Origin of the sequence: Rhodopseudomonas sp. NSM (assembly GCF_052445935.1) — a bacterium.
In the GTDB taxonomy this organism is placed as follows: domain Bacteria; phylum Pseudomonadota; class Alphaproteobacteria; order Rhizobiales; family Xanthobacteraceae; genus Rhodopseudomonas.
Window position 1 is genome coordinate 13,325 of sequence record NZ_JBQTCH010000013.1, and the last position, 24,495, is coordinate 37,819.

Consider the following 24,495-nt stretch of genomic DNA (forward strand, 5'->3'; position numbering starts at 1 on the left):
GTTGATTGCCAGTCGAGTATTGGGCGAAGCCGCGGCCGAACGCAAGCTGACCGGCCGCCGCACGCAGCCGTTGCACGGTCTGGGTTAATACGGGTAGTCGACGCGACGGACCGGGCTCCGTCAGGTGCCGGGCTTGGCCTCGCCGCTCGCGCTTTTCGGCCCGGGGCTGGCGGCGGCCGCCTTGGGCTTCGCCGCGGCCGGCCTGTCAGTTGCGGCCGGCGTTCCGGGCTTACCGGCAGGCTTGGTTGTGGCCTGCTTGGCTGAGGCGGGCTTGGCTGAGGCGGGCTTGGCGGCAGCAGGCTTGGCGGTAACAGGCTTGGCGTTAGCAGGCTTGGCGTTAGCAGGCTTGGGCTTGCTGGTATCGATCGTTACCGTCGTCCGGCCATTCTGCTTCTCCCCGGCGGCGGCTTCCTTGGGGGCGTCGTTCCGCTTCGCGCTCTTCTTACTGGTAGTCGTCTTCTTGCCGGCGGCTGCCTGGCGCTCGGCGTCTCTGGCAGCGGCGGCGATCAGGTCTGCGCCGGTCCGGGTCGGCCCGGTGTAAACCTGGATCGGCTCGGTCGGGGCGGGCGCGGCGGCGATCATGTCGACCGGGCGCAGCGCCGGCGGCGAAAACATCGAAAGCATCGTGTCGCCATTGGCGATGACGCTGGCGACCTGTTCGTCCTCGTCGCTGGCCGGCCGCTTGCGCTTGGGTCCGCACATCTCGTCGCGAAGGTTCGGCGGGGTGGCGTCGATCGGCGCGAGGTTGTCGACCGTGCCGAGCGACGGCGTCAGCCATGCGAGCGTGTTGGCCGAGAAGCCGCGCTCCAGCAGCTGCGCCGCCTTGACGGCGCGGTCCTGCCCGGAATTGGCGCCGAGCACCACCGCGATCAGGCGCCGGCCGTTGCGGGTGGCGCTGGCGACCAGATTGTAGCCCGAAGCACAGATGAAGCCGGTCTTGAAGCCGTCGGCGCCCGGATAGCGGCCGATCAGCTTGTTGAAATTGTGGGTGACGCGCTTGCCGAACCGGATCGCCGGGATATGAACGAAGTACTCGTATTCCGGCAGGTCGCGCAACATCGCGCGCGCCAGGATCGCCAGATCGCGCGCCGAGGTGACCTGACCCTCGGCCGGAAGCCCGTTCGGATTGACGTAGTGGGTCTGCGTCATGCCGAGCCGCTGCGCCGTCGTATTCATCATCTCGGAAAAGCCGTCGACCGAGCCGCCGACGCCTTCGGCCAGCACCACGGCCATGTCGTTGGCCGACTTCACCATCATCATCTTCAGCGCATTGTCGACGGTGAGTTGCGTGCCGGGGGCGAAGCCCATCTTCGAGGGCGACTGCGCTGCAGCGACCGGCGACACGGTCAGCAGCGAGTCGAGCGCCAGCCGGCCTTCCTTCACCGCCTTCAACGTGACGTAGGCGGTCATGATCTTGGTGACCGAGGCGGGATACCACGGATAGGTGGCGTTCTCCGCCTGCAGCACCTTGCCGGTATCGGCCTCGACCAGCAGCAAGGCTTCCGCCGAGGCGATCCGCGGCAGAGCCGTCAGCATCAGCAGGGCGGTGAGGGTGATCCAGAACAGCGAAGGGCTGCGAGGCTGCGCGGTGAAAAATTGCACGATCCGATTCCGGTCCTTTGAGATCCGTCCGGTGCGGACGAGGTCTTTACGGGTTGACGTTCGGGTTCAGGCGTTGGCCCAGCAGACCCGACCCTATACCGGCTTGGGCTCGTCGAATAGAGCGCGCATGGGTATTCGGTGAGGAAAGGGGCCGAAATTCGACGGTGCTCAAAGCCTGACGGTGTCGTCCGCACTCGCCGCAACTGTGGCCCGCGCGTCCTCCTGAACCATGAACTGCGCCCGCGCGAGTTCCGCAAAGTGTCCGCGCAGTGCCACCAATTCGTCGAATGTTCCGCTTTCGATCACCCGCCCGCCCTCGAATACGAGGATTCGGGTGGCGTGGCGGATCGTCGAGAGCCGATGCGCAATCACGAACGTGGTGCGGCCTTTCATCACCTCGTCGAGGGCGAGGTTGACTCTGGCTTCGGTCACGGCGTCGAGCGCCGAGGTCGCTTCGTCGAGGATCAGAATCGGCGGATCCTTCAGCAGCGCGCGGGCGATCGACAATCGCTGCCGTTCGCCGCCGGACAACATGCGGCCGCGCTCGCCTGCGGCGGTATTGAAGCCGAGACCGCTGCGCTCGATGAAATCCAGCGCCTGCGCGCGCTCGGCGGCCAGCCGCAATTCGGCGTCGGTAGCGTCCGGCTTGCCGACACGCAGATTGTCCGCGATCGAGCGGTCGAACAGCAGTGCTTCCTGAAACACCACGCCGATGTTGCGTCTGAGCCCCGACAGCGTCAGGCCACGGATATCCATGCCGTCGATCTTGACCGTGCCCGACTGCGGATCGAACGCGCGATGCAGCAGCGCGATCGCGGTCGACTTGCCGGCACCGGTGGCGCCGACCAGCGCGATGGTCTGCCCTGGCAGCGCGGTGAACGACAGATCCTCGATCGCCGGCCGCTTGCCATCATAGGAGAACGACACATCCTGGAATTCGACCAGCCCGGACAACCGGCCCGGATCGATCGCATTGGGACGGTCGCGGACAGCCGGCACCTCGTCGAGCACGGCGACGAATTCCTGCAGCCGCGGCGCTTCCATCAGCAAACTGTTGACGAAGCTCACGACCTGCTCCAGCCGCTGGATCAGCAGGGTGGCGAACGAGACGAACATCACGATCTCACCGACACTGGTGAGGCCCTGCTGATTGAGGACGATGCCGAGCGCGAAGATCGCCAGCACGGTGATCGTGGTCGAGGCGCGGGTGATCACCGTCACCAGCGCCCACCACGACAGCACCGGCATCTGCGCCGCCAGCAGCTTGTCGGCGACGAAACGCAGGCCCTGGACCTCGGCGTCGATCCGTACGTAGCTCTGCACCAGCGCGACGTTGCCGAGCGCATCGGAGGCGCGGGCCGACAGATCGCTGTATTGCGCCTCGACCTCGTTCTGCATGCCGTAGGTCTTGCGCACGACCAGCGTGGTCAGCACCGTGAACACGCCGCACAGCCCGAACAGCAGCAACGCCAGCCGCCAGTTGATGAACAGCGACAGCGGCAGCAGGACGACGAGCGAGAGCAGCGCGGCGAAGTGCTCGCGGAAGAAGCCGAGCCAGACACGCCACAGCGCATCGGTGCCCTGCAGCATCACCTTGATCAGCCGCCCGGAATGGGTGCCGGTGTGGAACGTCGTCGGCAATTGCAGGATGTGTTCGAAATACCTGGTCAGCACCGCCTGGCGCTGGCGATGCGCCAGCCGGTCGGCGTACAGCGAGACGACCGCAGAGCAGAGAATCGTGAACAGGCCGAAGCCGACCCAGGCGGCCAGCAGCGGCCAGGGCGAACGCGTCTCCGGCACCAGCGCGCCGGTGGCGAGATTGCCGGACATCACGTCGATGATCCGTCCGAACAGAACGGGCTCGGCGAATTGGGCGGTGGCGAGCGCCAGATTGGCGACGGCCAGCATCCAGCCGAGCCGGCGCTCTTTGCCTAGCAGCTCGAGCACGCGCGTATAAACACGAAATAGCGACATCGGTCGCCCCCGAGCGATGGAACCCGCTATCGATAGATGATTTCGTCCTGCAGCGGAATGCGGGCGCCGCCGACTCCGGTGGATGGCGCGGCGGGTGACGAAGTCACTGACTGGCATCAGCGCGCGTGATGAAAACGCGGGGCGGCATCGTGCCGCAGCGCAATGCGGCTATTCGAGACGGTTAAGGTCACGCCGTCGCTGCGGGTGGGGAAAGCCCGCGCGAGAGCGATTTGCGCGGTCTCGCCCCGGTTCCAAGTCGCGGATATCATACCGGGATTCGGGCTCTGCAGCGGTGCGGACCTTGATCGGCGTCAACGGTCCTTGACGGCCCGGATGACATGGTCACCATGATGCACCGGCGATCCGGATTCCAGACGGGTTCGAATCGCGCGTGTTGCTGTTTGCCGTTCGCCAGGAGCCTCGTCGGTGAGTGATTCGATCTTCCCGATCAATCCGGATGCTGCACTCGCCATCCATGTCGCGCTGTCGGCGGGCATCGTCGCGGCGATCATCGTCGTTGCCGCCTGGCTGCGCGAGAAGCGCGCCGGCGCGCGTGCCGACGTCCCCTATGAGGGCGGCGTACTGCCGGCCGCGCCACAGCAGGGTCCGGTCAATGCGCCGTATTTCCTGATCGCCGCGTTGTTCGTGATCTTCGACATGGAGGCCGCGATCCTGTTCGCCTGGGCGGTTGCGGCGCGCGACACCGGCTGGTTCGGGCTGATCGAGGCGGCTGTTTTCATCGGCGTGCTGCTGCTGGCGCTGGTCTATCTGTGGGCGGACGGCGCGCTCGACTGGCACAAGGAGCGCAAGCGATGACGATCCTGCCGCCCAATGCGCTTCAACCGGCCGAGCCGGTCTCCGTCGAACAACATATGGCGCTGTCCAGCCTGTTCACCACGCTTGAGGACCTCACCGCATGGTCGCGCAAGCACAGCCTGTGGCCGTTCAATTTCGGGCTGTCGTGCTGCTACGTCGAACAGGTCACCGCGCTGACGCCGGTGTATGATCAGGCCCGCTTCGGCGCCGAAGTGATCCGCGCCTCGCCGCGGCAGGCCGATCTTCTGGTCGTCTCCGGCACGGTGTTTCACAAGATGGCCGCGCCGCTGCTACGGCTGTACGAGCAGATGCGCGCCCCGCGCTGGGTGGTCGCGATGGGCGCCTGCGCCTGTTCGGGTGGGATGTACGACATCTATTCGGTGGTGCAGGGCGTCGACCGCTTCATTCCGGTCGATGTCTATATCCCCGGCTGCCCGCCGCGCCCGGAAGCGATGCTCGATGCGCTGATCATGCTGCAGCAGCAGATCGGCAGCGAACGCCGGCCGCTCGGCGTCACCGTCGGCAACAGCGCCGGCCTCGGCTTCGACGCGCCGCGCCGGCGCGACCAGCGCCACGACGAGCGTATGGCGCAGACCCTCCTCGACCCGCCGGAGACATTGTGAACGACACCGACCTCGTCAGCGAACTCAGCGCGCGGTTTGGAGACGCGGTGCTGGGGGAGCAGACCACGCGCGAGCGATTTCCGACGGTGTGGATCCGTCCGGAGGCGTCGGCTGCCGTGCATCGCTATCTGAAGAACGAGGTCGACCGCCCGTTCAGGATGCTGGTCGATCTGTGGGCGATCGACGAGACCGCGCGCAAGCATCGCGAGGGGCAGCCGCCGTCCGGCATCACCATCGCCAGCCATCTGATGTCGCACGAGCGCAACGCCGATATCCGGCTGAAGATTGCGCTCGATGCCGAGTATCCGAGCGCGAAATCGATCGCGAGCGTGTACCCCAACGCGGCGTGGTACGAGCGCGAAGCCTACGACATGTTCGGGGTCGAATTCGAGCTGCAACCGCACTCGCTGCGCATCCTGCTGCCGCCCGGATGGGAAGGCCATCCGATGCGCAAGACCCAGCCGGGCCGCGCCACCGAGCGGCCGCTGTTCAACATGACCGCGGCGCTGTTCGACGCCAAGGAGCACGCGCTCGCCGCCGATCCGGAAAAATTCGGCCTGCCGACGCATCGCGACGGCGTCGAGCTGATGATCCTGAACTACGGGCCGCATTCGATGGCGACCCACGGGGTGTTTCGCATCGTGCTGGCGCTCGACGGCGAGGAGATCGTCGCGGCGCGGCCGGACATCGGCTTTCACCATCGCGGCGCCGAGAAAATGGCCGAGCGCCAGACCTGGCACAACTTCCTGCCCTACACCGACCGCGTCGATTATCTGGGCGGGGTGATGGGCGAGATGCCGTACCTGCAGGCGGTGGAAAAAGCCTGCGGCATTACCGTGCCGGATCGCGCGCTGACGGTGCGGGTGATGCTGTCGGAAATGTTCCGCATCATGAATCACCTGCTATTCTACGGCACCATGGCGCAGGACACCGGCGCGATGTCACCGGTGTTCTACATGTTCGTCGATCGCGAACGCGGCTACCGGGTGATCGAGGCGATCACCGGCGCGCGGATGCATCCCGGCTATTTCCGCATCGGCGGGCTGTCGATGGACCTGCCGCAGGGCTGGGACAGGCTGGTGCGCGAATTCCTCGACTGGATGCCGGCGCGGCTGGCCGACTACGAGGGCATGGTGCTGCGCAACGAGATCTTCCAGGCGCGGACCAAGGGCGTTGCTGCCTACGACACCGCGATGGCGCTGGACTGGGGCGTCACCGGCCCGGGGCTGCGCGCCACCGGCTATGGCTGGGACGTGCGCAAGGCGCGGCCCTATTCGGGCTTCGAGAACTTCGACTTCGAAATTCCGGTCGGTCACAACGGCGATTGCTACGACCGCACCGTGGTGCGGGTCGAGGAGATCCGCCAATCGCTGAAGATCATCCGGCAGTGCGTCGACAACATGCCGTCCGGCCCGATCAAGGCCGATCATCCGCTGACCACGCCGCCGCCGCGCGAGCGCATGCTGCACGACATCGAAACCATGATCCATCACTTCGTCGGCGCCAGCTGGGGGCCGGTGCTGCCCGCCGGCGAAACCACCGGGCAGGTCGAGACCGTGCGCGGGTTGACTCAATTCGCGCTGATCTCCGACGGCGAGCCGTCGAGCTATCGCACCCGGATTCGCACGCCGTCGTTCCCGCATCTGCAGATGATCTCGGCGGTGGCGCCGGGCATGATGGTGGCCGATCTCGTCGCCTATCTCGGCAGCATCGACTACGTGATGTCGGACGTCGACCGATGAGCCTCAGCCCCGCCATCAGGACCGCGATCGCGCAGGCCGCCGCCAATCATGGCGGGCCGAAGGCTGCGATGCTCGAAGCATTGAAACTGGTGCAGGAGGCCGAAGGCTGGGTCTCCGACGCGCATCTGAAGGAAGCAGCAGAGGCGCTCGGCGTCACCACGGCCGAGATCGACAGCCTCGCCACGTTCTACAGCCAGATCTTCCGAAGTCCGGTCGGCGACACCGTGATCCTGCTGTGCGACGGGCTGAGCTGCTATCTGTGCGGCGGCGACGCCGTGCGCGACGCGGTGATGAGCCGGCTCGGCATCGGCTTCGGCGAAACAACGCCGGACGGCAAGTTCACCCTGATCAACATCTGCTGCGTCGGCGGCTGCGATCGCGCGCCGGTGGCGCTGGTCGGGCCGGAGCGCAAACTGGTCGGCCCGCTGACGCCGGACGATCTCGACGCCCTGATCGACGGCAGGGCGGTCGGAGGCAAGCCATGAGCGACAAGCCGCTCACCGGCCGCGCCCGCGCCGATCGCCAGCCGCACAGCCTCGCAGCATGGCGCGGGCTCGGCGGCGGCGCTGGATTGGCTTTGGCGCTGAAGCGCCACAGTCCCGACGCGATCATCGCGCTGGTCGAGGCCGCGGGTCTGCGCGGTCGCGGCGGCGCCGGATTCCCGACCGCGAACAAATGGCGCTTCATGCGTGCCGGTGCGGAGAGGGCCGGGCCGGGCGCGCGCTATCTCTGCGTCAACGGCGACGAGACCGAGCCCGGCTCGTTCAAGGACCGCCTGCTGATGGAGGCGCTGCCGCACCAGCTGATCGAGGGCGCCACGATCGCCGCCTACGCGATGGGCGCAACCGAAGTGATCATTCTGGTGCGCGACGAATATCGCGCCGCCGCCGCAGCGCTGTCCCGCGCCATCGTCGAGGCCGAACAGACCGGCCTGCTCGGCCGCGATATTCTCGGCTCGGGCTTCGATCTGACGATGCGGGTGCACGCCTCGGCCGGCCGCTACATCGTCGGCGAGGAGACCGCGCTGATCGCAGCCCTCGAAGGCGAACGCCCGGTCCCGCGGCATCGCCCGCCTTATCCGGCGGTCAGCGGGCTGTGGGGCCGGCCGACCACCGTCAACAATGTCGAGACGCTGTCGGCGGTGCCCTCGATCGTCGAGCACGGCGCCGACTGGTATCAGGGTCTGTCGCACACCAACGAAGGCGGCACCAAGCTGTACGGCGTCTCCGGCTGCGTCGCGCGCCCGCAACTGATCGAGGCGCCGATGGGCACCACCGCGCGCGAATTGTTCGAGCTGTGCGGCGGCATTCGTCAAGGCCGCGCGCTGTTCGCCTTCCAGCCCGGCGGTGGCGCCACGGCGTTTCTGGAGACGGCCGAGCTCGACGTGCCGCTCGACTTCGCGCACACCAAGAGGGCCGGCTCTTCGCTCGGCACCGGCGCGCTGATCGTGCTGGACGACCACGCCTGTCCGGTGGCGGCGATCGGCCGCCACATGCGGTTCTATGCGCGCGAGAGCTGCGGGCTGTGCACGCCGTGTCGCGACGGGCTGCCGTGGGTGGCGAAGCTGCTCGACACGATCGAGGCCGGCAAGGGCACGCGCGGCGATATCGACCTGCTGCACCAGCACGTCGCGCTGTCCGGCCCGTCCGGCCGCAGTTACTGCGACCTCAACACCGGCGCGTTGACGCCGCTGCGCAGCGGCCTCGAACGCTTCGGCGATATCTTTGCTGCCCATCTGCAGGGCTCCTGTCCGGTGGGCCGCGCATGACCAAGAAGATCGACATCGACGGCCGCATCATCGAGGCCAAGGACAACGAGGATCTGCTGTCGGCGTGCCTGACCCACGGCATCGACGTGCCGTATTTCTGCTGGCACGGCGCGCTCGGCTCGGTGGGCGCCTGCCGGCAATGCGCCGTCAAGGTGTATGCCGGCCCGGACGATACCGAAGGCCGCATCGTGATGTCGTGCATGACGCCGGTGGCCGACGTCGAGCGGGTCTCGGTCAGCGATCCCGAGGCGGTGGCGTTCCGCGCCCAGGTGATCGAATGGCTGATGGTCAATCATCCGCACGATTGCCCGGTGTGCGAGGAGGCCGGCTCCTGCCATCTGCAGGACATGACGATCGCGACCGGCCACGCCATCCGCCGCTATCGCTTCGACAAGCGTACCCATCGCAACCAGGATCTCGGCCCGCTGCTGACGCACGAGATGAACCGCTGCATCGCCTGCTATCGCTGCACGCGGTTCTATCGCGACTACGCCGGCGGCCGCGATCTCGACGCCTTCGGCGCGCATGACGACGTGTATTTCGGCCGCGCCGAGGATGGCGCGCTGGAAAGCCCGTTCGCCGGCAATCTCGCCGAGGTGTGTCCGACCGGCGTGTTCAACGACAAGGGCTGGTCGCAGGACTATGCGCGCAAATGGGACATGCGGGCGACGCCGTCGGTCTGCCCGCATTGTTCGCTAGGCTGCAATATCCTGGTCGACCAGCGCGACGGCCGGGTCAAGCGGGTGCAGAACCGCTATCACGGCGCGCTGAACGGCTATTTCATCTGCGATCGCGGCCGCTACGGCCCGTTGCACGTCGTCTCGGAAGCGAGGCTGATGACGCCGCTGCTCCATGGCGAAGCAGCGAGCGAGCACGACGCCTGCGCAGCCGCTCATGCCGTCGTCGCCGAAGGCGCGATCGGCATCGGCTCGCCGCGCGCGTCGCTGGAGGCGAACTACGCGCTGCAGCGGCTGGTCGGGCCGGAGCGGTTCTTCGCCGGCGTGTCCGACGCCGAAGCGGCGATGGTCCGCCGCATCGTCGCGATCCTGCGCGCCGGACCGGCGAAGGTCGCCTCGCTGGCGGATGTGGAGCAGGCCGACGCGGTGCTGGTGCTCGGCGAGGATCTCACCAACGCGTCGCCGCGGCTGGCGCTGGCGCTGCGGCAGACCGCGCGCGGCGCCGAGCGCGACCTCGCTGAGCAGAAGGGCGTGCCGCGCTGGCTCGATCCGGCGGTGCGGACCGCCGGCGAAGGCCGCCGCTCGCCGATCGTGCTGGCGACGCCGCTCGCCGATCCGCTCGACGACATCGCAGCTCTTTCGCTACGTTGCGATCCGCTGACGATCGCGGCGTTCGGCGCCGGGGTTGCCGCAACGATCGGCGGAGAGACCGGTGACGACGCCGAGGCCCGGCGCGTCGCCGAGATCCTCGCGGCCGCGCAGCGTCCGCTGATCGTCGCCGGCTGCTCGCTCGGCCTAGCTGAAATCATCGAAGCCGCCGCGGCGATCGCCTCCACGCTCGGCGCCAAGGCGCGGATCGTGATGCTGCCGCCCGAGGCCAACAGCGTCGGCCTGGCGTTGCTCGGCGGCGATGGCCTCGACAGCGCCGCGGCGCTGCTGGAACGCGGCGCGGCGAAAACCGCGATCGTGCTGGAGAACGATCTGTTCGAACGCGCGCCGCGCGTCAGCGTCGAGCGGCTGTTCGCTGCGGCGAAGTCGGTGGTGGCGCTGGATTCGATGACCAGCGAAACCACCGCGCGGGCGACGGTCGCGCTGCCGGTCGCGCCGTTCACCGGCTGCGCCGGCACTTTCGTCAACTACGAGGGCCGCGCGCAACGCTTCTTCGCCGCGGTGCCGCCGCAAGACGCCGCGCCGTCGTCGTGGCGCAGGCTCGATGCGTTCGGCGCCGGCGACTGGCACAGCCTCGACGCGCTGATCGGCGATCTGATCGTCGAATGGCCGGATCTGGTCGGCGTCGCCGACGCCGCGCCGGACGCCGATTTCATGATGGCCGACGGCCAGGTCACGCGCGCGCCGCGACCGTATTCCGCCCGCACCGCCGACGACCGCGCCGGGCAATTCGCCGACGCGGTGATCCCGATCGATCCCGACGGGCCGATGACTTTCGGCATCAAGGGCGCACGCGGCACCGCCGTGCCGCCGCCGCTGATCACCAGCTACAAAACTGCCGGCCTGCACTCCGCCAACAACGTCACGCGCTTCATGGAAGAGATCGGCGGCCCGCTGCGTGGCGGCGATCCGGGCGCGATGCTGCTGAAGCCGAATGCGGCTGCGTTGATCGACGCACCGCCGCGCGAGCCGGTCGCAGGCGAGGGGCTGCTGCTGCTGCCGCTGCACGATGCATTTTCCGGCTTCGAGCTCAGCCGCGCCAGCGCGCTGCTCGCCGCGCGCGCGCCGGCGCCGCGGCTGCTGCTGCATCCCGACGACGCCGCGCTGCACGGCCTCGCGCAAGGCGCCGCCGTGCTGATCGACGGCCGGGCTTGCGCCGCGACGGTTTCCGTGGACGCCTCGCTGCCGCGTGGCATCGTGGCGGTCAGCGTCGGCATCGACGCCCCGCGCGGGCCATTGCGCCGGGTGCGGCTGGAGGCTGTGCGATGATCGGCCTCATCATCACTGCGACGATCTCGGTCGTCATGATCATGGTGCTGCTGGTGGTCGCCGGCACCTTCACCTGGGTGGAGCGGCGGCTGCTCGGCTTCGTGCAGGAGCGGCTCGGGCCGAACCGCGTCGGGCCGTTCGGCTCGCTGCAATGGGTCGCCGACACTGTCAAGATTCTCACCAAGGAAGACCGGCCGCCGCCCGGCGCCGACAAGCTCACCTACATTCTTGCGCCCGCGGTCGCCGCGACGCCGGTGCTCGCCGGTTTCGGCGTCGTCGCCTTCGGCGACGGCCTGGCGCTGGCGCCGGTCGATGTCGGCGTGCTGTTTCTGCTCGGCATGATGGGGCTCACCGCCTACGCCACCGTGCTCGGCGCCTGGGCCTCGAACAATCGGTTTTCGCTGATGGGCGGGATGCGCGCCGCGGCGCAGATGCTGGCCTATGAGGTGTTCCTCGGCCTGTCGCTGATGGGCGTGGTGATGCTCGCGGGCTCGCTGTCGATGAACGCGATCGTCGAGGCGCAGCAGGGCGTCTGGTTCGTGGTGCTGCAGCCGCTCGGCGCGGCATTGTTCTGCATCGCCGGCGTCGCCGCCGCGCACCGGCTGCCGTTCGATCTGCCGGAATCCGAGAACGATCTCGTCGCCGGCTTCATCACCGAATACACCGGCATGTCGTTCGGCCTGTTCTTCCTCGGCGAATATCTCGCGGTACTGCTGGTCTCGGCGCTCGCGGTGACGCTGTTCTTCGGCGGCTGGCAGGGGCCGTTTCTGCCGGGGCCGGTCTGGTTCGGCCTCAAGACCGCCGTGATCGCCGTCGTCTTCGTCTGGCTGCGCGCGACGCTGCCGCGGCCGCGCTACGATCAGTTGCTCGGCTTCGCCTGGAAGATCGCGCTGCCGCTGTCGCTGCTCAACCTGCTGTTGACCGGCATCGTGGTTGTGGCGAGGAGCGCGTCATGATCGGCTGGCTGGAAGCGATGTTGCGGGTCGGCCGCAAGCTGTTCGTCAAGGCGGAGACGCAGCTCTATCCCGAAGAGAAGCCGAAGCTGTTTCCGCGCAGCCGCGGCCGCATCGTGCTGACGCGCGATCCCGACGGCCAGGAGCGCTGCGTCGCCTGCAACCTGTGCGCGGCGGTGTGCCCGGTCGGCTGCATCGATCTCGCCAAGGCGGTGGCCGACGACGGCCGCTGGTATCCCGAACATTTCCGCATCAATTTCGCGCGCTGTATCTTCTGCGGTTTCTGCGAGGAGGCGTGTCCGACCGCGGCGATCCAGCTCACGCCGGATTTCGAGCTCGGCGAATGGCGACGCGATGCGCTGGTCTACGAGAAGCACGATCTGCTGATTGCCGGCGAAGGCAAGGTTCGCGGCTATCGCTACTGGTCGGTCGCCGGCAAAGCGATTCCCGGCAAGGACAAGGGTGAGGCCGAGAACGAATCCCCGCCGGTCGATCTGAAGGGGCTGCTGCCATGAGCCTGCTGCTCGCCATTTATGCCGGCGCCTTTGCGCTGGTGTCCGCGGCGATCGCGGTGACGCGGCCGAACGCCGTGCATGCGCTGCTGTATCTGGTGGTGATGCTGCTGGCGCTGGCGGTGGCGTTTTTCGCGCTCGGGGCCGCGTTCGCGGCCGTGCTGCTGATCCTGATCTATGCCGGCGCGATCGTGGTGCTGTTCGTGTTCGTGGTGATGACGCTGCCGATCTCGCCGGAATCGATCACGCGCGAGCGGGCCGGGCTGCGCGGCGCCTGGCCGCTGCCGCTGCTGCTGTCGGTGCTGATCCTCGCGCCGTTCCTGTTCGGGGAGTTCGGCATCGCCGGCAACAGCGCCGCCGCCCCGGTGTCGGCGCAGGAAGTCGGCCGGCTGCTGTTCGGGCCGTGGGCGCTGGCGATCGAACTCGCCTCGCTGCTGCTGCTCGCCGGCCTGATCGGCGTCCGCCATATCGGCCGCAGCGACCGCACGCCGGGGAGCCGCCCATGACCGGTTCCGATCTGATCGGGATGATGATCCTCGCCGCCGGCCTGTTCGCGGTCGGGCTGTTCGGCGTGCTGGCGCGGCGCGGCATCCTGTTTCAGCTCGTCGCGCTGGAAGTCGCCCTGAGCGGCCCGGCGCTCGCCTTCGTCGCCGCCGGCGCCTATCACGCCGATGCGCAGGGGCAGGGCATGTTCATTCTGGTGCTGACGCTCGCGGCCGCGGAGGTCGCGGTCGGGCTGGCACTGTTCCTGCGCATCCGCCGCACCGCCGGCACCGACGACAGCGACATCATCAACGGGATGAAGGGATGAGCATGGCATCCTTGCTTCCCTTCGTCCCGGTCCCGGCGCTGATCGGCTTCGTGGTTCTGTCGCTGATCCCGATGACGCTGTCGCGTACGGTGGTGATCGCGATCGGCGTCGGCGCCGCGGTGCTGCCGGCGATCCTGTTCGCGCCGGTCGCGCTGTCGTGCCTCGATGGCGCCTGCGTCGCCGGCGCGGTGGTGCCGATCCTGTCGATCGACGCCGGCATGTTCGTCGCCCAGATCGCGATGTCGCTCGATCCGCTCAGCATGGTCACCGGCGGCACCGTCAGCGTGGTGGCCGCATTGGTGCTGATCTATTCCGGCGCCTACATGGCTTCCGAGCCGCTGCCGGATCTGCGCCGCTATTTCGCGCTGATGAATCTGTTTCTCGCCGGCATGCTGGCGGTGGTGTTCGCGGCCGACGTGATCCTGCTGTTCCTCGGCTGGGAAACCATCGGCCTGTGCAGCTTCATGCTGATCGCGTTCTACGACCGGCTGCCCAAGGCGGTGTCGGCCGGGCGCAAGGCGCTGATCACCACCCGGATCGCCGACAGCCTGCTGCTCGCCGGCCTGATGATGCTGTTCCTGTCCGCCGGCACCACGCGGCTCGACGGCATGCTGGCGGCGGTGCCCGGAATGGACCCCTGGCGGTTGGCGCCGATTGCCGGCCTGATCGCGCTCGGCGCGCTCGGCAAATCGGCGCAATTTCCGTTTCACACCTGGTTGCCGAGCGCGATGGCGGGCCCGACGCCGGTGTCGGCGCTGCTGCATTCCGCCACCATGGTGGCGGCCGGCGTGATCCTGCTGGCGCGGCTGGCGCCGCTGTTCGCCGCAGCCCCCGAAATCTCGGCGATGGTGGCGATGCTCGGCATCCTCACCGCGGCGGGCGGCGCGCTGATCGCGGTGATCCAGACCGATATCAAGAAGCTGCTGGCGTTCTCGACCATGAGTCAGATCGGCTTCATGGTGCTGGCGCTCGGGCTCGGCGCGCCGGCGGTGGCGCTGGCGCATTTCGCCATCCATGCCGCGTTCAAGTCGCTGCTGTTCCTCAGCGCCGGCGTGATGAGCCATGCCTCGGGCGGCTCCACCGCGATCGAGGCGCTTCGCGGCGCGCGGTATCGCCAGCCCTGGGCGTTCTGGAGCTTTGCGATCGGCGCCGCCTCGCTCGCCGGCCTGCCGGTGATCACCGCCGGCTGGTACTCCAAGGAAGCGGTGCTCGCCGCGGTGTGGAGCAGCGGGCCGTGGGGCGTGCCGCTGTGGCTGCTGGCGGCCGCGGCCGCCATGCTGACCGCCGCCTATGCGTTCCGTGTCGTGTTCGTCGCCGGCAGCCAGTCCGCCGATCTCGCCGCGCCGCCCTGGGGCGGAGCCGCGGTGATGATCCCGCTGGTCGTGCTCACGGCGGTTGCCGTGGTCGGCGGCCTGTCGGTCGGCGCGCTGATCGGCTTCGCCGGTGGCACGGAGGACCATCTCCCGCTGCTGCCGACGCTGCTCGGCGCCGCCGCGCCGCTGCTCGGCGTGGTGCTGGCGCGGCAGCTCGTCCGGCATCCGCGGGAGTTGGAGCATTTCGCGAAGCGGCTGCGCCATGTCCGCGCCCTCCGCATCGAGATCCTGTATTACTACTACATCGTCCGGCGTTTCCGGCGTCTCGCCACGGTGCTCGGTAACGCCGAAGGCACCGAAGCGGTCGCGCAGGCGGCGGCGCTGCGCCGGGAAGGCGTTGACGCGCCGGGACTGATGGCGGACGATCCGCTCGGTCGCGCGTTCGGGAAAGAGGCGGCCCAGCCTGATTTCATATCGCGTGCGACCGACGGGCAGACCCCTGTGGTGCGTCTCGTTGCCGGAGATCCGGTCGGCCGGATTCTGATCATCGTCGCGCGGGTATTTGTCGGCAGTTTCGTCGCACGGTTCAATCCCGATCAGATCGATCGGGCGTGGATGGGGTTCGCAGGCGGCTTCGGTCATGCCTGGGCGCAGGCGCGGCGGATGCAGACCGGCCGCGTCCGCGATCACTCGCTCTGGATCGCGCTCGGCTGCGCGGCGCTTCTACTTTATGCTTGGGGGACGTCATGGCGCTGATCGCGCTCATTCTGCTGCCGGCTATCGGCGGTTTCGTCGCATTCTTCATCGCGGGGCGCGGCGACCGCGAACGCTGGGTCACGATCGTGACCTTCACGCTGATGCTGGTGCTGCTGACTGCGATCGTCGCCGGCGCGCCGGAAGGCCGCTGGTACGCGAAGGTCTCCTATCCATGGGTGCCGTCGTTCGGCATCTCGCTCGAATTCGCGATGGACGGGTTGTCGGCGGCGTTGATCGCGATCTCGGCCGGGCTCGGCATCATCTCGGTGATGGCGTCGTGGTCGGAGATCCGCACCCAGTCCGGGCTGTTCCATGCCTGCCTGTGCTGGACCGTGGCGGCGACGATCGGCGTCTTCCTCTCGTTCGATCTGCTGATCTTCGCGTTCTTCTGGGAAGCGATGCTGGTGCCGGCGTTCACGCTGATCGCGGTGTGGGGCCATGGCGACCGGGAAGGCGCAGCACTGAAATTCCTGATCTTCAACGCGGTCGCGGGCTTCGGCCTGCTGGCGGCGGCGTTCGCGCTGGCGTCGATGGCCGATCACATGACCTTCAACGCATTCGAACTCGCGGAGATGAAGCTCGGCACCTCGGTGCAGGTCTGGATGCTGCTCGGCTTCTCGCTCGCCTTCCTGGTCAAGCTGTCGGTGCCGCCGTTCCACGCCTGGCTGCCTGAGGCGCATACGCTGGCGCCGACCGCGGGCTCGATCCTGCTCGCCGGCATCCTGCTGAAGACCGGCGCCTACGGCCTGTTCCGCTTCGCGCCGATGCTGTTTCCGCAGGGGCTCGAAGCGGTCGCGCCCTACGGCATCGCGCTCGGCGCGGCTGGCGCGCTGTATGGCGGCCTGGTCGCCTGCGGCCAGAACGACGCCAAGCGGCTGGTCGCCTATACCTCGATTGCGCATATGTCGATCGTGCTGATGGGCATCGCCGCGGGCGTGCACTACGCGGTCGCCGGCGCCGCGGTCGAGATGATCGCGCATTCGTTTTCCGCCTCGGCGCTGTTCCTGCTGATCGGCGCACTGTACGAGCGCACCCACACCCGCGACCTGCGCCAGCTCGGCGGCCTGCAGCAGATCGCGCCGCGCTTCGCCGCCGCCTTCGCGCTGTTCTGCTCGGCGCTGCTGGCGCTGCCGGGAACGGCGAATTTCGTCGGCGAGGCGCTGGTGGTGGTCGGCATCTTCCAGGTCAATTGGGTGTTCGCGCTGCTGGCGCTGTCGACGCTGGTGGTCTCGGTGATCTACGCGACGCGACTGTTGAAGGGGCTGGTGTTCGGTGAGCCGCGCCTCAACGCGCCGGTCGCCGATCTGACCTGGCGCGAATATGGGCCGGTGCTGGTGATGGGCCTCGCCACGCTGGTGATCGGCCTGTATCCGCAGAGCCTGCTGGCGCTGCTGGAGCCGGCGATCAAGGCCGCTCTGGTGCTGCCGCAGCCATGACCGCAGCCCAGTTCGCCGCGCTCTCGCCGCTCGTTGCGCTCGCGATCGCCGCGATCGCCGCGATGATGCTGGTGCCGCTGGCGCGCATCGAAGCTGCGCAGGCGGCTGCCGGTGCGGGCCTGCTGGCCGCCGTGGGACTTGTGCTGCTGCGCGTCGGCGCGCCGGCCGCGCCGCTCGGTGCGTTGTTCACCGACGACGGCATGGCGCGGTTCGGCATCGCCTATGCCTGTCTCGCCTCGCTCGGCGCGCTGGTGTTTCTGCGCACCGGCGTGCCGGCCAAGGAGGCGCCCTGTTTGCTGGCGTTGGTCGCGCTCGGCGCGGCGACGCTGGCCGGGGCCGGCCATGCGGCCACGCTGTTTCTCGGCATCGAGATCGTCAGCCTGTCGCTGATCGCGCTGTTCGCCTACCGGTTGACGCGGCAGGGGCTGGAGGCGGCCTACAAGTTTCTGGTGATGAGCGGGCTTGCCTCGGCGGCGCTGCTGCTCGGCACAGCCCTGATCTATGCCGAGACCGGCGCGCTGGATTTCGTGGGCTGGACCGGGCACGGCGCGCTGGCCGCGCTCGGCACCGCGCTGCTGCTCGCGGGTCTCGCGTTCAAGTTCTCGCTGGCGCCGTTCCACATGTGGACGCCGGACGCCTTCGAGGCCGCGCCCGCGAGCGCCGCGGCGCTGGCCGGCGTGGTGTCGAAAGCGGCGGTGGCGATCGTGTTGCTGCGGCTGTTTCTCACCGCGGATCTGCCGGAGCCGGTGTGGAGCTCAGGCCTCGCCGCGCTCGGCGCCGCCTCGGTGGTGGTCGGCAATCTGCTGGCGCTGCGCCAGCCTCAACTGCCGCGGATGCTCGGCTATTCGACCATCGCGCATTCCGGCTACATCGCGCTGATCCTGGCCTCGGGCGCGCCGCGCGCGGCTGAGGCGGTGCTGTTCTATCTCGGCGTGTACGCGCCGGCGATGCTGGGCGCGCTGTGCGTCTCGGCGGCGCTCGGCCGTGCACCGACGCTGCCCGATCTGCACGGACTGATGAAGCGGCGGCCGCTGGAGGCGATCGCGCTGTCGCTGTCGCTGCTGTCGCTGGCGGGCTTGCCGGCCGCGGGCGGCTTCATCGGCAAGCTGTATCTGCTGCACGTACTGGTCGATAGCGGGCTGTGGACGCTGCTGGCGATCACGGTCGCCGGCGCGTCGCTCGGCTTCTATTACTACGCAAGGTTCTTCACCGCGCCGTTCTTCGGTCATCTGCACGAAGAGGCCGAGCCGCTGCCGCGGCTGGATCAGGGACTGATCACGGTATGCGTGGTGCTGATCGTGCTGTTCGGCGTCGCGCCGGCGGTGCTGATCGATGTGGTGAGGCTCGCCCTGCCTTAACCTCTCCCGCTTGCGGGAGAGGTCGGATCGCGCAGCGATCCGGGTGAGGGCACTCCGCTCCATGCTTGCTGAGTCAGTGCTTGTATCGCCCTCACCCCAACCCTCTCCCGCAAGCGGGAGAGGGAGCGCGTTGTGCTTGGGGAGAGGGAGCGTATATTAGTCCAAACTTACGCCGCCCTGGCGAGGCGTCCCGCGGCGAGGCCGCGGTCCAGATCGGCGATGATGTCGTCGATGTGTTCGAGGCCGACCGAAAGCCGCACATAGCCGTCCGACACGCCGGTCGCGAGCTGATCCTCGGCCGAGAGCTGCGAGTGCGTGGTCGTCGCCGGATGGATCGCGAGGCTGCGCGCGTCGCCGATATTGGCGACGTGATACAACAGCTGCAGCGCGTCGATGAATTTGCGCCCGGCCTCGAGGCCGCCGGCGAGCTCGAAGCCGACCAGGCCGCCGAACTTGCCCTTGAGATATTTGTCGGCGCGCTCTCGCGCGACGCCGCTCTGCTTCGACGGATGGATCACCTTGACGACCTCGGGCCGCTTTTCCAGATAGTCGGCGACCGCCTGGGCGTTCTGCACGTGACGTTCGATTCGCAGCGGCAGTGTTTCCAGGCCCTGCAGGATCTGGAAGGCGTTGAACGGCGACAGCGCCGAGCCGATGTCGCGCAGCAGCGTGGTGCGCGCCTTGATGATGTAGGCGACCGGGCCGATCGACTTCACTGCCTCTACCCAGACGGCGCCGTGGTAGCTCGCATCCGGCGTGTTCAGCGCCGGCTGACGCTGCGGGGATGTCTCCCAGTCGAAATTGCCGCCGTCGACGATCAAGCCGCCGATCGAGGTGCCGTGGCCGCCGAGATATTTGGTCGCTGAATACACCACGATCGCAGCGCCGTGTTCGAGCGGCTTCACCAGCAACGGCGCGGCGGTGTTGTCGACGATCAGCGGAATGCCGAATTTGCGGCCGATCGCGGCCACTTCGGCGATCGGAAACACCGCGAGTTTCGGGTTCGGCAGCGTCTCGGCGTAATAGGCGCGGGTGCGGTCGTCGGTGGCGCGCTCGAAGGCTTGCGGATCGGTCGGATCGACGAAGCGGACTTCGATGCCCTGGTCCTTCAGCGTGTTGGCGAACAGATTCCAGGTGCCGCCATAGAGATCGGTCGAACTGACGACGTTGTCGCCGACACGAGCGAGGTTCTGGATCGCAAAGGCCGAAGCCGCCTGGCCCGACGCCACTGCGAGCGCCGCGACGCCGCCTTCCAGCGCCGCGACGCGCTTTTCCAGCACGTCGGTCGTTGGGTTGCCGATGCGGGTGTAGATGTTGCCGAGTTCCTTCAGCGCGAACAGGTTGGCCGCATGCTCGGTGTTGTTGAATTGATAGGACGTCGTTTGAAAGATCGGCACTGCGACCGAGCCGGTCGAAGGATCGGCGCGCCAGCCCGCGTGCAGCGCGAGGGTTTCAGGGTGAAGCTTTTCGGTCATGACGGAATCCTTCGACAAATTTGAAAGGCGAAACCGTCGTGGCGTCGGGTCTGCATCGGGTCGACGCTGAGGTTCGCCGGGACCTCCATCAGGTCGGGGCCGTCGTCCCGAGTCAATTCGTCGCGTGAAATAAAAATCTATGAATTGGAAGGATGGCGGCTTTGACGCGTTCGTTCTTTAGTTTGGTGGTTCTTTAAGAGAAATTTCTTTCGCGAAGCGGGGTGCTCGCTCCGGCGCCGTCGCGTTCTCGTCGCAACAAAAAGGCCGCCATTTCTGGCGGCCAATTCTGGAGAGATGCATGACGCCGGAAACGATGGGGAGGGTCGCCACCTCTTCTGCGTTGAAGCGTTCAGGCGTCGAGGTTGCGGAGCTGCTGGCGGTTGCGCAGTTCGATCTGGCGGGCGCCGGAGAAGCCGAGGATGCCCTGGCTCTGCAGTTGCGACAGCGCGCGCGACACAGTCTCGAGCGTGAGGCCGAGATAGTCGCCGATATCGCGGCGGCACATCGGCAGCGCCATCATGCCGGCGACGGCGAGGCGGCGGTCCATTTCCAGCAGGAAGTTGGCGACGCGCTCCATCGCATTCTTGCGGCCGAGCAGCAGCATGTGGTCTTCGGCGTGGCGCAGCTCTCCGGCGGTCATCGACCACAGGCCGCGGGCGACGTGAACGTCGGTGGCGGCGGCCTGTTCGAGGCTGCGGCGCTTCAGCAGGCGAACGGTGGTGTCGACGATGGCTTCCGCGGTGAGGCGATGGGTCGGTCCCGATTCCAGCCCGAACACGTCACCGGGAAGATAGAAGGCGCCGATCTGGCGGCGTCCGTCGGAGAGCAGCTTGTAGCTGCGGACCGCGCCGGACACGACCTGGTAGACGTATTCCGACGGCTCGTCCTCGCCGTAGATCTCCTCTTCCTTCTTGTAGGAAAATTCGGAGGCGATCAGGCCAGCGTGGCCGGTGCTTGCAAAGAACTGATCAGCCGGGGAGCAGGAAGGGTCAACCGGAGCCTTGGCGACGGTCGGGGCCCTGAGCGACTGGTTCAGCATCTTGCCATCTCCTATCGGGGTATCGGGATCGGATGGCGTGGTTGTATTGAAGATTCCGGCGGCCAGGTATTTCGCCCCATATCTTAAGGGGGTCTACCTAAGTAGAATTACGGAGGAAGGTATCGATCTCCGGCGCTTGCGGACGAAAAAAGTCATAAGAATCAATGTGCGGTCGCACGGCGATGTGCGCCTCAGGCGGTCGCGTCGCTGCCCAGCAGGGCGCCGCGGATGTGGAAGACCAGGCTGTCTTCCAGATGCGGCTTCAGCACCACATGCTGCACGCCGACGGCGGCGGCGCGGCTCGAAATACTCTCGTCCGGATAGCCGGTGATCATCACCACGGGGGTGGAGATCTTGCGATCACGCAGCTTCTGGGCAAGGTCGATGCCGTTCATGCCGGGCATCTTGTAGTCCACGACGATGCAGTCGGCGCGACCTTCGTCGAGCGCGTCGAGCAACGCCGGGCCGCTGCGAAAAGTGCGAACCTCGAAGCCGTCGGTTTCCAGCAGAAACCGAAGCGATCCGAGTACGCCCTGATCGTCGTCAACGACATAGACAACAGATTTTTGGGGCGTGGTGGTCATCAGCTCGTCCCACGCACCTGACCTAACTGCAATTCTTTCATGCAGGGGAGAATAGTTGCTGGCGTGCGAGGCAGGTTGATCTGCCTCAATCCCTGATCACGCCGCCGCGCATCGCCATCCGAACCAGTTCCGACAGGCTGCCGGCTTGCATCTTGGTCATGACGTTGGCGCGATAGACCTCGATCGTCCGCGGGCTGATATCGAACTCACGGGCGATCACCTTGTTCGACATGCCGGCGATCAGACCGTCCATCACCTGCCGTTCGCGCGGGCTCAGCGACTGGATTCGCGCCACGATATCCTGCGACACCGCCTCGCTTCTGGCTTCGTCGCCGGCCTGCTTCAGCGAGGTTTCGATCATCCCGATCAGACGGTCGTCCTCGAACGGTTTCTCGATGAAATCGATCGCGCCGAGCTTCATCGCTTCGACCGCCAGCGGAACGTCGCCATGGCCGGTCATGATCACCACCGGCAGCCGCGTGCGGTCGTTCTTGAGCTGCTTCAGCAGGTCCATGCCGTTCATGCCGGGCATCCGGACGTCGGAGACGATGCAGCCGAACGGCAGGTTAGGCACCTCGTTGAGGAAGTCGATCGCCGACTCGAACAGCCTCACGTCGAAGTCGGCCGATCCGAGAAGGAAGTCGAGCGAGTCCCGCATCGCCTGATCGTCGTCGATGACGTACACGTTCCCCCTACGTGGCATCGGCGAGGTCCTCTTGGGCCGCTGCGGGCAACGTGAAGCGGAAGGTCGCTCCCCCCGCAGGGTTTGATTCAGCCCACATCCGGCCGCCATGTGCCTCGATGATCGAGCGGCTTATCGACAATCCGACACCCATTCCGGTCTCTTTGGTGGTGAAGAAGGTCTGAAACAGACTTGATTTCACGTCCTCATGGAACCCGCTGCCGGTATCGGCGACGGAAATCTCAATCATGTGATCGGCAACGCGAGCGTTGGAGACGACCAGTTCCTTTTTCTCCGAATTGGCCATCGCTTCAAGTGCGTTGCGAAACAAATTGACAAGCACCTGCTGGATCTGAACCCGGTCGACCAGCGCCATGTCGCTCGACGGATCGAGCTTGAAGCGCAGCACCACGCCTTGTTCGCGCGCGCCCGTCAGGCCCAGGGCGCCGGCCTCCTCGATCAACTTCGCGAGGCTTTCGACCCGTTTTTCGGATTCTCCGCGCGCGACGAAATCGCGCAGCCGGCGGATGATCTGTCCCGCGCGCAGCGCCTGCTCGGCGGCGCGTTCCATCGCGTTTTCGATCTTGGAGACGTTCGGATCGCGGCTGCCGGCGAGTAGCCGGCGCGAGCCTTTCATGTAGTTGCTGATCGCGGAGAGCGGCTGATTGAGTTCGTGTGCCAGCGCGGAGGCCATTTCGCCCATCGCGGTGAGCCGCGAGACGTGCACCAGTTCCGCCTGCAATTCGTGGAGGCGTGCCTGGGTCTGCTGATACTCGGTGAGATCGCGGATGAAGCCGGTGAAATATCGTTCGCCGGCGGATTCCATTTCTCCGATCGACAGATGGATCGGGAAGGTGGTGCCGTCCTTGCGCTGTCCGGTGACGATGCGTCCGATGCCGATGATGTGACGCTCGCCGGTGGAGTTGTAGCGGGAAATGTAGTTGTCGTGGCGGGATGCGTCCGGGCGGGGCATCAGAACGCTGATGTTCTGGCCGATCGCCTCCCGCTCGGACAGTCCGAACATCCGTTCGGCGGCAATCGAGAAGAATCGCATGATGCCGCGGCCGTCGATCAGGATCATCGCGTCCGGCACGGTGTCCAGAATCGAACGGAGCTGGTTCTGCTGCAGTCGCAGTTCCTGCTCGAGCACCTTCTGCTGATCGATGTCGAGAACGATGCCGCAGAGATAGCCCGCGGTGCCGTTCTCCTTGACCAGACCGCCGCGGGCCCGCAGCCAGTGCCTGGGCTGACCGCGGTCGGCGACCCGGTACATGACGTCGAGAGGCTCGCCGCGGTCGATCGACCGGTGCAAGGCCTGCGCGACGCGGTCGCGGTCTTCCGGATCGACCAGCGAGACGAAGGTGTCGAAATCGATCGGCTTGTCCGTGGCGACGCCGTACAGCCGCCGGGTCGTCGCAGACCACACCAATTCCCGCGTGGCGAGATTGAGTTCCCAACTCCCCACGCCGTAATGATCAATGCCCTGCTGCAGCCGCCGATCGCGCGCCAGGGCTTCCGATGACGATGGAGCTTGATCCGTCACGCGTTACCTTCGCAACTCATTGGATTTTTCTATCATATAGGTGTTCTGGTCCGCAACGCACGCAGTGCACAAACGCAATTCGATGCGGCAAACGTCGGTTTGCCGCATCGGTCAAGTCTGTCAAGCGCTGGCGCGCCGGCCGGCGCAACCCTGGTCAGACGGCCTTTTTGGCGGAGCGGTCGTCCTCGGGCGAATTGAGATAGAAGCCGGACATGGTGTCGACCCAGCACAGGTGGTCGTGGACCTCCCGGACGCCGCAGACGTTCTCCGCCGCGACGATCGCGGCCTGACGCGAGCGCTCCTCGGTGATCACGCCGTTGAGATGCACGACGCCGTCGCGCACCAGGACGCTGAGCCCGAACGGCCGCCAGTCGTTGCGTTCGATCTCGGCGATGATCTTTCCGCGAATCTTGTCGTCGGCCGTGGACGGGTCGGGTACTTCGCGGGCGAGATTGGCGACCGCGCGCAGCAGGTTCTTGCGGGTGACGATGCCGACCAGCTGGTCGCCGCGCATCACCGGCAGCCTCTTCACATGGTGCTTCTCCATCGTCCTGACGATGGCTTCGATCGAGGTATCCTCGTTGATCGTGTGTGGATGGTGGGTCATCACCTCGCCGACCTTCCGGCCGTGCTCGTGCACGAAGTCGGCCGCACAGGTGCCTGGCCCGAGCAGCAGCCGCAACCAGCGGCTGCGCTTGCGTTGGGTGCCGAGTTCGGCGCGGCGGATAAAATCGCCCTCCGAGATGATGCCGATCAGTCGGCCGTCGCCGTCGACCACCGGCAGGCCGCTGACGTGATGCTCGAGCATGGCATTGGCGGCGTCGACGATCGAGGCCTCGGGCCCGATCGTCACCACATTGGCCGTCATGATCTGGTGCGCACGCATGTTCTGG

General features: G+C 67.1%; 21 protein-coding genes. 13 read left to right on the forward strand and 8 right to left on the reverse strand.

Translation table 11 applies throughout. The features are described from left to right. Positions 1-120: 120 nt before the first annotated feature. Both ACTZWT_RS23825 and ACTZWT_RS23830 read right to left on the reverse strand, forming a co-directional pair. The gene (locus ACTZWT_RS23825; protein WP_444772207.1) at positions 121-1,536 is read right to left on the reverse strand and encodes a D-alanyl-D-alanine carboxypeptidase family protein; all 1,416 of its coding nucleotides are present in this window, start codon (positions 1,534-1,536) and stop codon (positions 121-123) included. Positions 1,537-1,770: 234 nt separating this feature from the next. Then, positions 1,771-3,576, reverse strand: coding sequence for a glucan ABC transporter ATP-binding protein/ permease (locus ACTZWT_RS23830; protein ID WP_444772164.1), 1,806 nt, complete (start codon positions 3,574-3,576; stop codon positions 1,771-1,773). A 426-nt stretch (positions 3,577-4,002) separates the two neighbouring features. Here ACTZWT_RS23830 and ACTZWT_RS23835 point away from each other — a divergent pair, with 426 nt between their 5' ends. From ACTZWT_RS23835 to ACTZWT_RS23895, 13 genes are read left to right on the forward strand one after another with little or no spacing between them, the layout of a single operon-like run. Next, positions 4,003-4,392, forward strand: a complete 390-nt coding sequence (locus ACTZWT_RS23835) for an NADH-quinone oxidoreductase subunit A (RefSeq protein ID WP_322515925.1) — start codon at positions 4,003-4,005, stop codon at positions 4,390-4,392. After that, complete coding sequence (locus ACTZWT_RS23840) at positions 4,389-5,015, forward strand: NuoB/complex I 20 kDa subunit family protein (RefSeq protein WP_444772165.1); 627 nt, start codon at positions 4,389-4,391, stop codon at positions 5,013-5,015. Before ACTZWT_RS23835 ends, ACTZWT_RS23840 begins: the two co-directional genes overlap by 4 nt. After that, positions 5,012-6,757: an NADH-quinone oxidoreductase subunit C/D gene (gene nuoC / locus ACTZWT_RS23845; protein WP_444772166.1), complete on the forward strand. Its 1,746-nt coding sequence runs from the start codon at positions 5,012-5,014 to the stop codon at positions 6,755-6,757. Before ACTZWT_RS23840 ends, nuoC begins: the two co-directional genes overlap by 4 nt. Further along, positions 6,754-7,242 carry an NADH-quinone oxidoreductase subunit NuoE gene (gene nuoE / locus ACTZWT_RS23850; RefSeq protein WP_444772167.1) on the forward strand — a complete coding sequence of 163 codons (489 nt, stop codon included), beginning with the start codon at positions 6,754-6,756 and terminating at the stop codon, positions 7,240-7,242. The genes nuoC and nuoE overlap by 4 nt, the downstream gene beginning before the upstream one ends. Continuing rightward, the gene (locus ACTZWT_RS23855) at positions 7,239-8,525 is read left to right on the forward strand and encodes a complex I 51 kDa subunit family protein (protein WP_444772168.1); all 1,287 of its coding nucleotides are present in this window, start codon (positions 7,239-7,241) and stop codon (positions 8,523-8,525) included. Before nuoE ends, ACTZWT_RS23855 begins: the two co-directional genes overlap by 4 nt. Then, positions 8,522-11,140: an NADH-quinone oxidoreductase subunit NuoG gene (gene nuoG, locus ACTZWT_RS23860; protein ID WP_444772169.1), complete on the forward strand. Its 2,619-nt coding sequence runs from the start codon at positions 8,522-8,524 to the stop codon at positions 11,138-11,140. The genes ACTZWT_RS23855 and nuoG overlap by 4 nt, the downstream gene beginning before the upstream one ends. After that, a complete protein-coding gene (gene nuoH / locus ACTZWT_RS23865) occupies positions 11,137-12,096 on the forward strand; it encodes an NADH-quinone oxidoreductase subunit NuoH (RefSeq protein ID WP_444772170.1) in 960 nt (319 codons plus the stop codon). The genes nuoG and nuoH overlap by 4 nt, the downstream gene beginning before the upstream one ends. Further along, entirely contained in the window at positions 12,093-12,608 is a 516-nt protein-coding gene (gene nuoI, locus ACTZWT_RS23870) for an NADH-quinone oxidoreductase subunit NuoI (RefSeq protein ID WP_444772171.1), read from the forward strand. Before nuoH ends, nuoI begins: the two co-directional genes overlap by 4 nt. After that, on the forward strand, positions 12,605-13,111 hold the full coding sequence (locus ACTZWT_RS23875) for an NADH-quinone oxidoreductase subunit J family protein (RefSeq protein ID WP_444772172.1): 507 nt from the start codon (positions 12,605-12,607) through the stop codon (positions 13,109-13,111). The genes nuoI and ACTZWT_RS23875 overlap by 4 nt, the downstream gene beginning before the upstream one ends. Next, positions 13,108-13,416, forward strand: a complete 309-nt coding sequence (nuoK, locus tag ACTZWT_RS23880; protein WP_444772173.1) for an NADH-quinone oxidoreductase subunit NuoK — start codon at positions 13,108-13,110, stop codon at positions 13,414-13,416. The genes ACTZWT_RS23875 and nuoK overlap by 4 nt, the downstream gene beginning before the upstream one ends. A 2-nt stretch (positions 13,417-13,418) precedes the next feature. Then, on the forward strand, positions 13,419-15,485 hold the full coding sequence (locus tag ACTZWT_RS23885) for an NADH-quinone oxidoreductase subunit 5 family protein (RefSeq protein WP_444772208.1): 2,067 nt from the start codon (positions 13,419-13,421) through the stop codon (positions 15,483-15,485). Beyond that, complete coding sequence (locus tag ACTZWT_RS23890; RefSeq protein WP_444772174.1) at positions 15,476-16,921, forward strand: complex I subunit 4 family protein; 1,446 nt, start codon at positions 15,476-15,478, stop codon at positions 16,919-16,921. The genes ACTZWT_RS23885 and ACTZWT_RS23890 overlap by 10 nt, the downstream gene beginning before the upstream one ends. Further along, positions 16,918-18,279 (forward strand): NADH-quinone oxidoreductase subunit N, encoded by a 1,362-nt coding sequence (locus ACTZWT_RS23895; RefSeq protein WP_444772175.1) that lies wholly within the window; start codon positions 16,918-16,920, stop codon positions 18,277-18,279. Before ACTZWT_RS23890 ends, ACTZWT_RS23895 begins: the two co-directional genes overlap by 4 nt. 167 nt (positions 18,280-18,446) lie before the next feature. Here the strand turns inward: ACTZWT_RS23895 and ACTZWT_RS23900 are convergent, their stop codons facing one another. The 6 genes from ACTZWT_RS23900 to ACTZWT_RS23925 all read right to left on the reverse strand — a co-directional run bounded on the left by ACTZWT_RS23900 (position 18,447) and on the right by ACTZWT_RS23925 (position 24,488). Beyond that, positions 18,447-19,754 carry an O-acetylhomoserine aminocarboxypropyltransferase/cysteine synthase family protein gene (locus ACTZWT_RS23900; protein ID WP_444772176.1) on the reverse strand — a complete coding sequence of 436 codons (1,308 nt, stop codon included), beginning with the start codon at positions 19,752-19,754 and terminating at the stop codon, positions 18,447-18,449. 349 nt (positions 19,755-20,103) lie between these two features. Then, the gene (locus ACTZWT_RS23905) at positions 20,104-20,793 is read right to left on the reverse strand and encodes a helix-turn-helix domain-containing protein (RefSeq protein ID WP_322515938.1); all 690 of its coding nucleotides are present in this window, start codon (positions 20,791-20,793) and stop codon (positions 20,104-20,106) included. 191 nt (positions 20,794-20,984) lie between these two features. Beyond that, positions 20,985-21,377 (reverse strand): response regulator transcription factor, encoded by a 393-nt coding sequence (locus tag ACTZWT_RS23910; protein ID WP_444772177.1) that lies wholly within the window; start codon positions 21,375-21,377, stop codon positions 20,985-20,987. An 85-nt stretch (positions 21,378-21,462) separates the two neighbouring features. Beyond that, on the reverse strand, positions 21,463-22,080 hold the full coding sequence (gene fixJ / locus ACTZWT_RS23915) for a response regulator FixJ (protein ID WP_444772178.1): 618 nt from the start codon (positions 22,078-22,080) through the stop codon (positions 21,463-21,465). Continuing rightward, on the reverse strand, positions 22,070-23,602 hold the full coding sequence (gene fixL, locus ACTZWT_RS23920) for a sensor protein FixL (protein ID WP_444772179.1): 1,533 nt from the start codon (positions 23,600-23,602) through the stop codon (positions 22,070-22,072). Before fixL ends, fixJ begins: the two co-directional genes overlap by 11 nt. Positions 23,603-23,756: 154 nt before the next feature. After that, a complete protein-coding gene (locus tag ACTZWT_RS23925) occupies positions 23,757-24,488 on the reverse strand; it encodes a CBS domain-containing protein (protein ID WP_444772180.1) in 732 nt (243 codons plus the stop codon). Positions 24,489-24,495 lie beyond the last annotated feature (7 nt).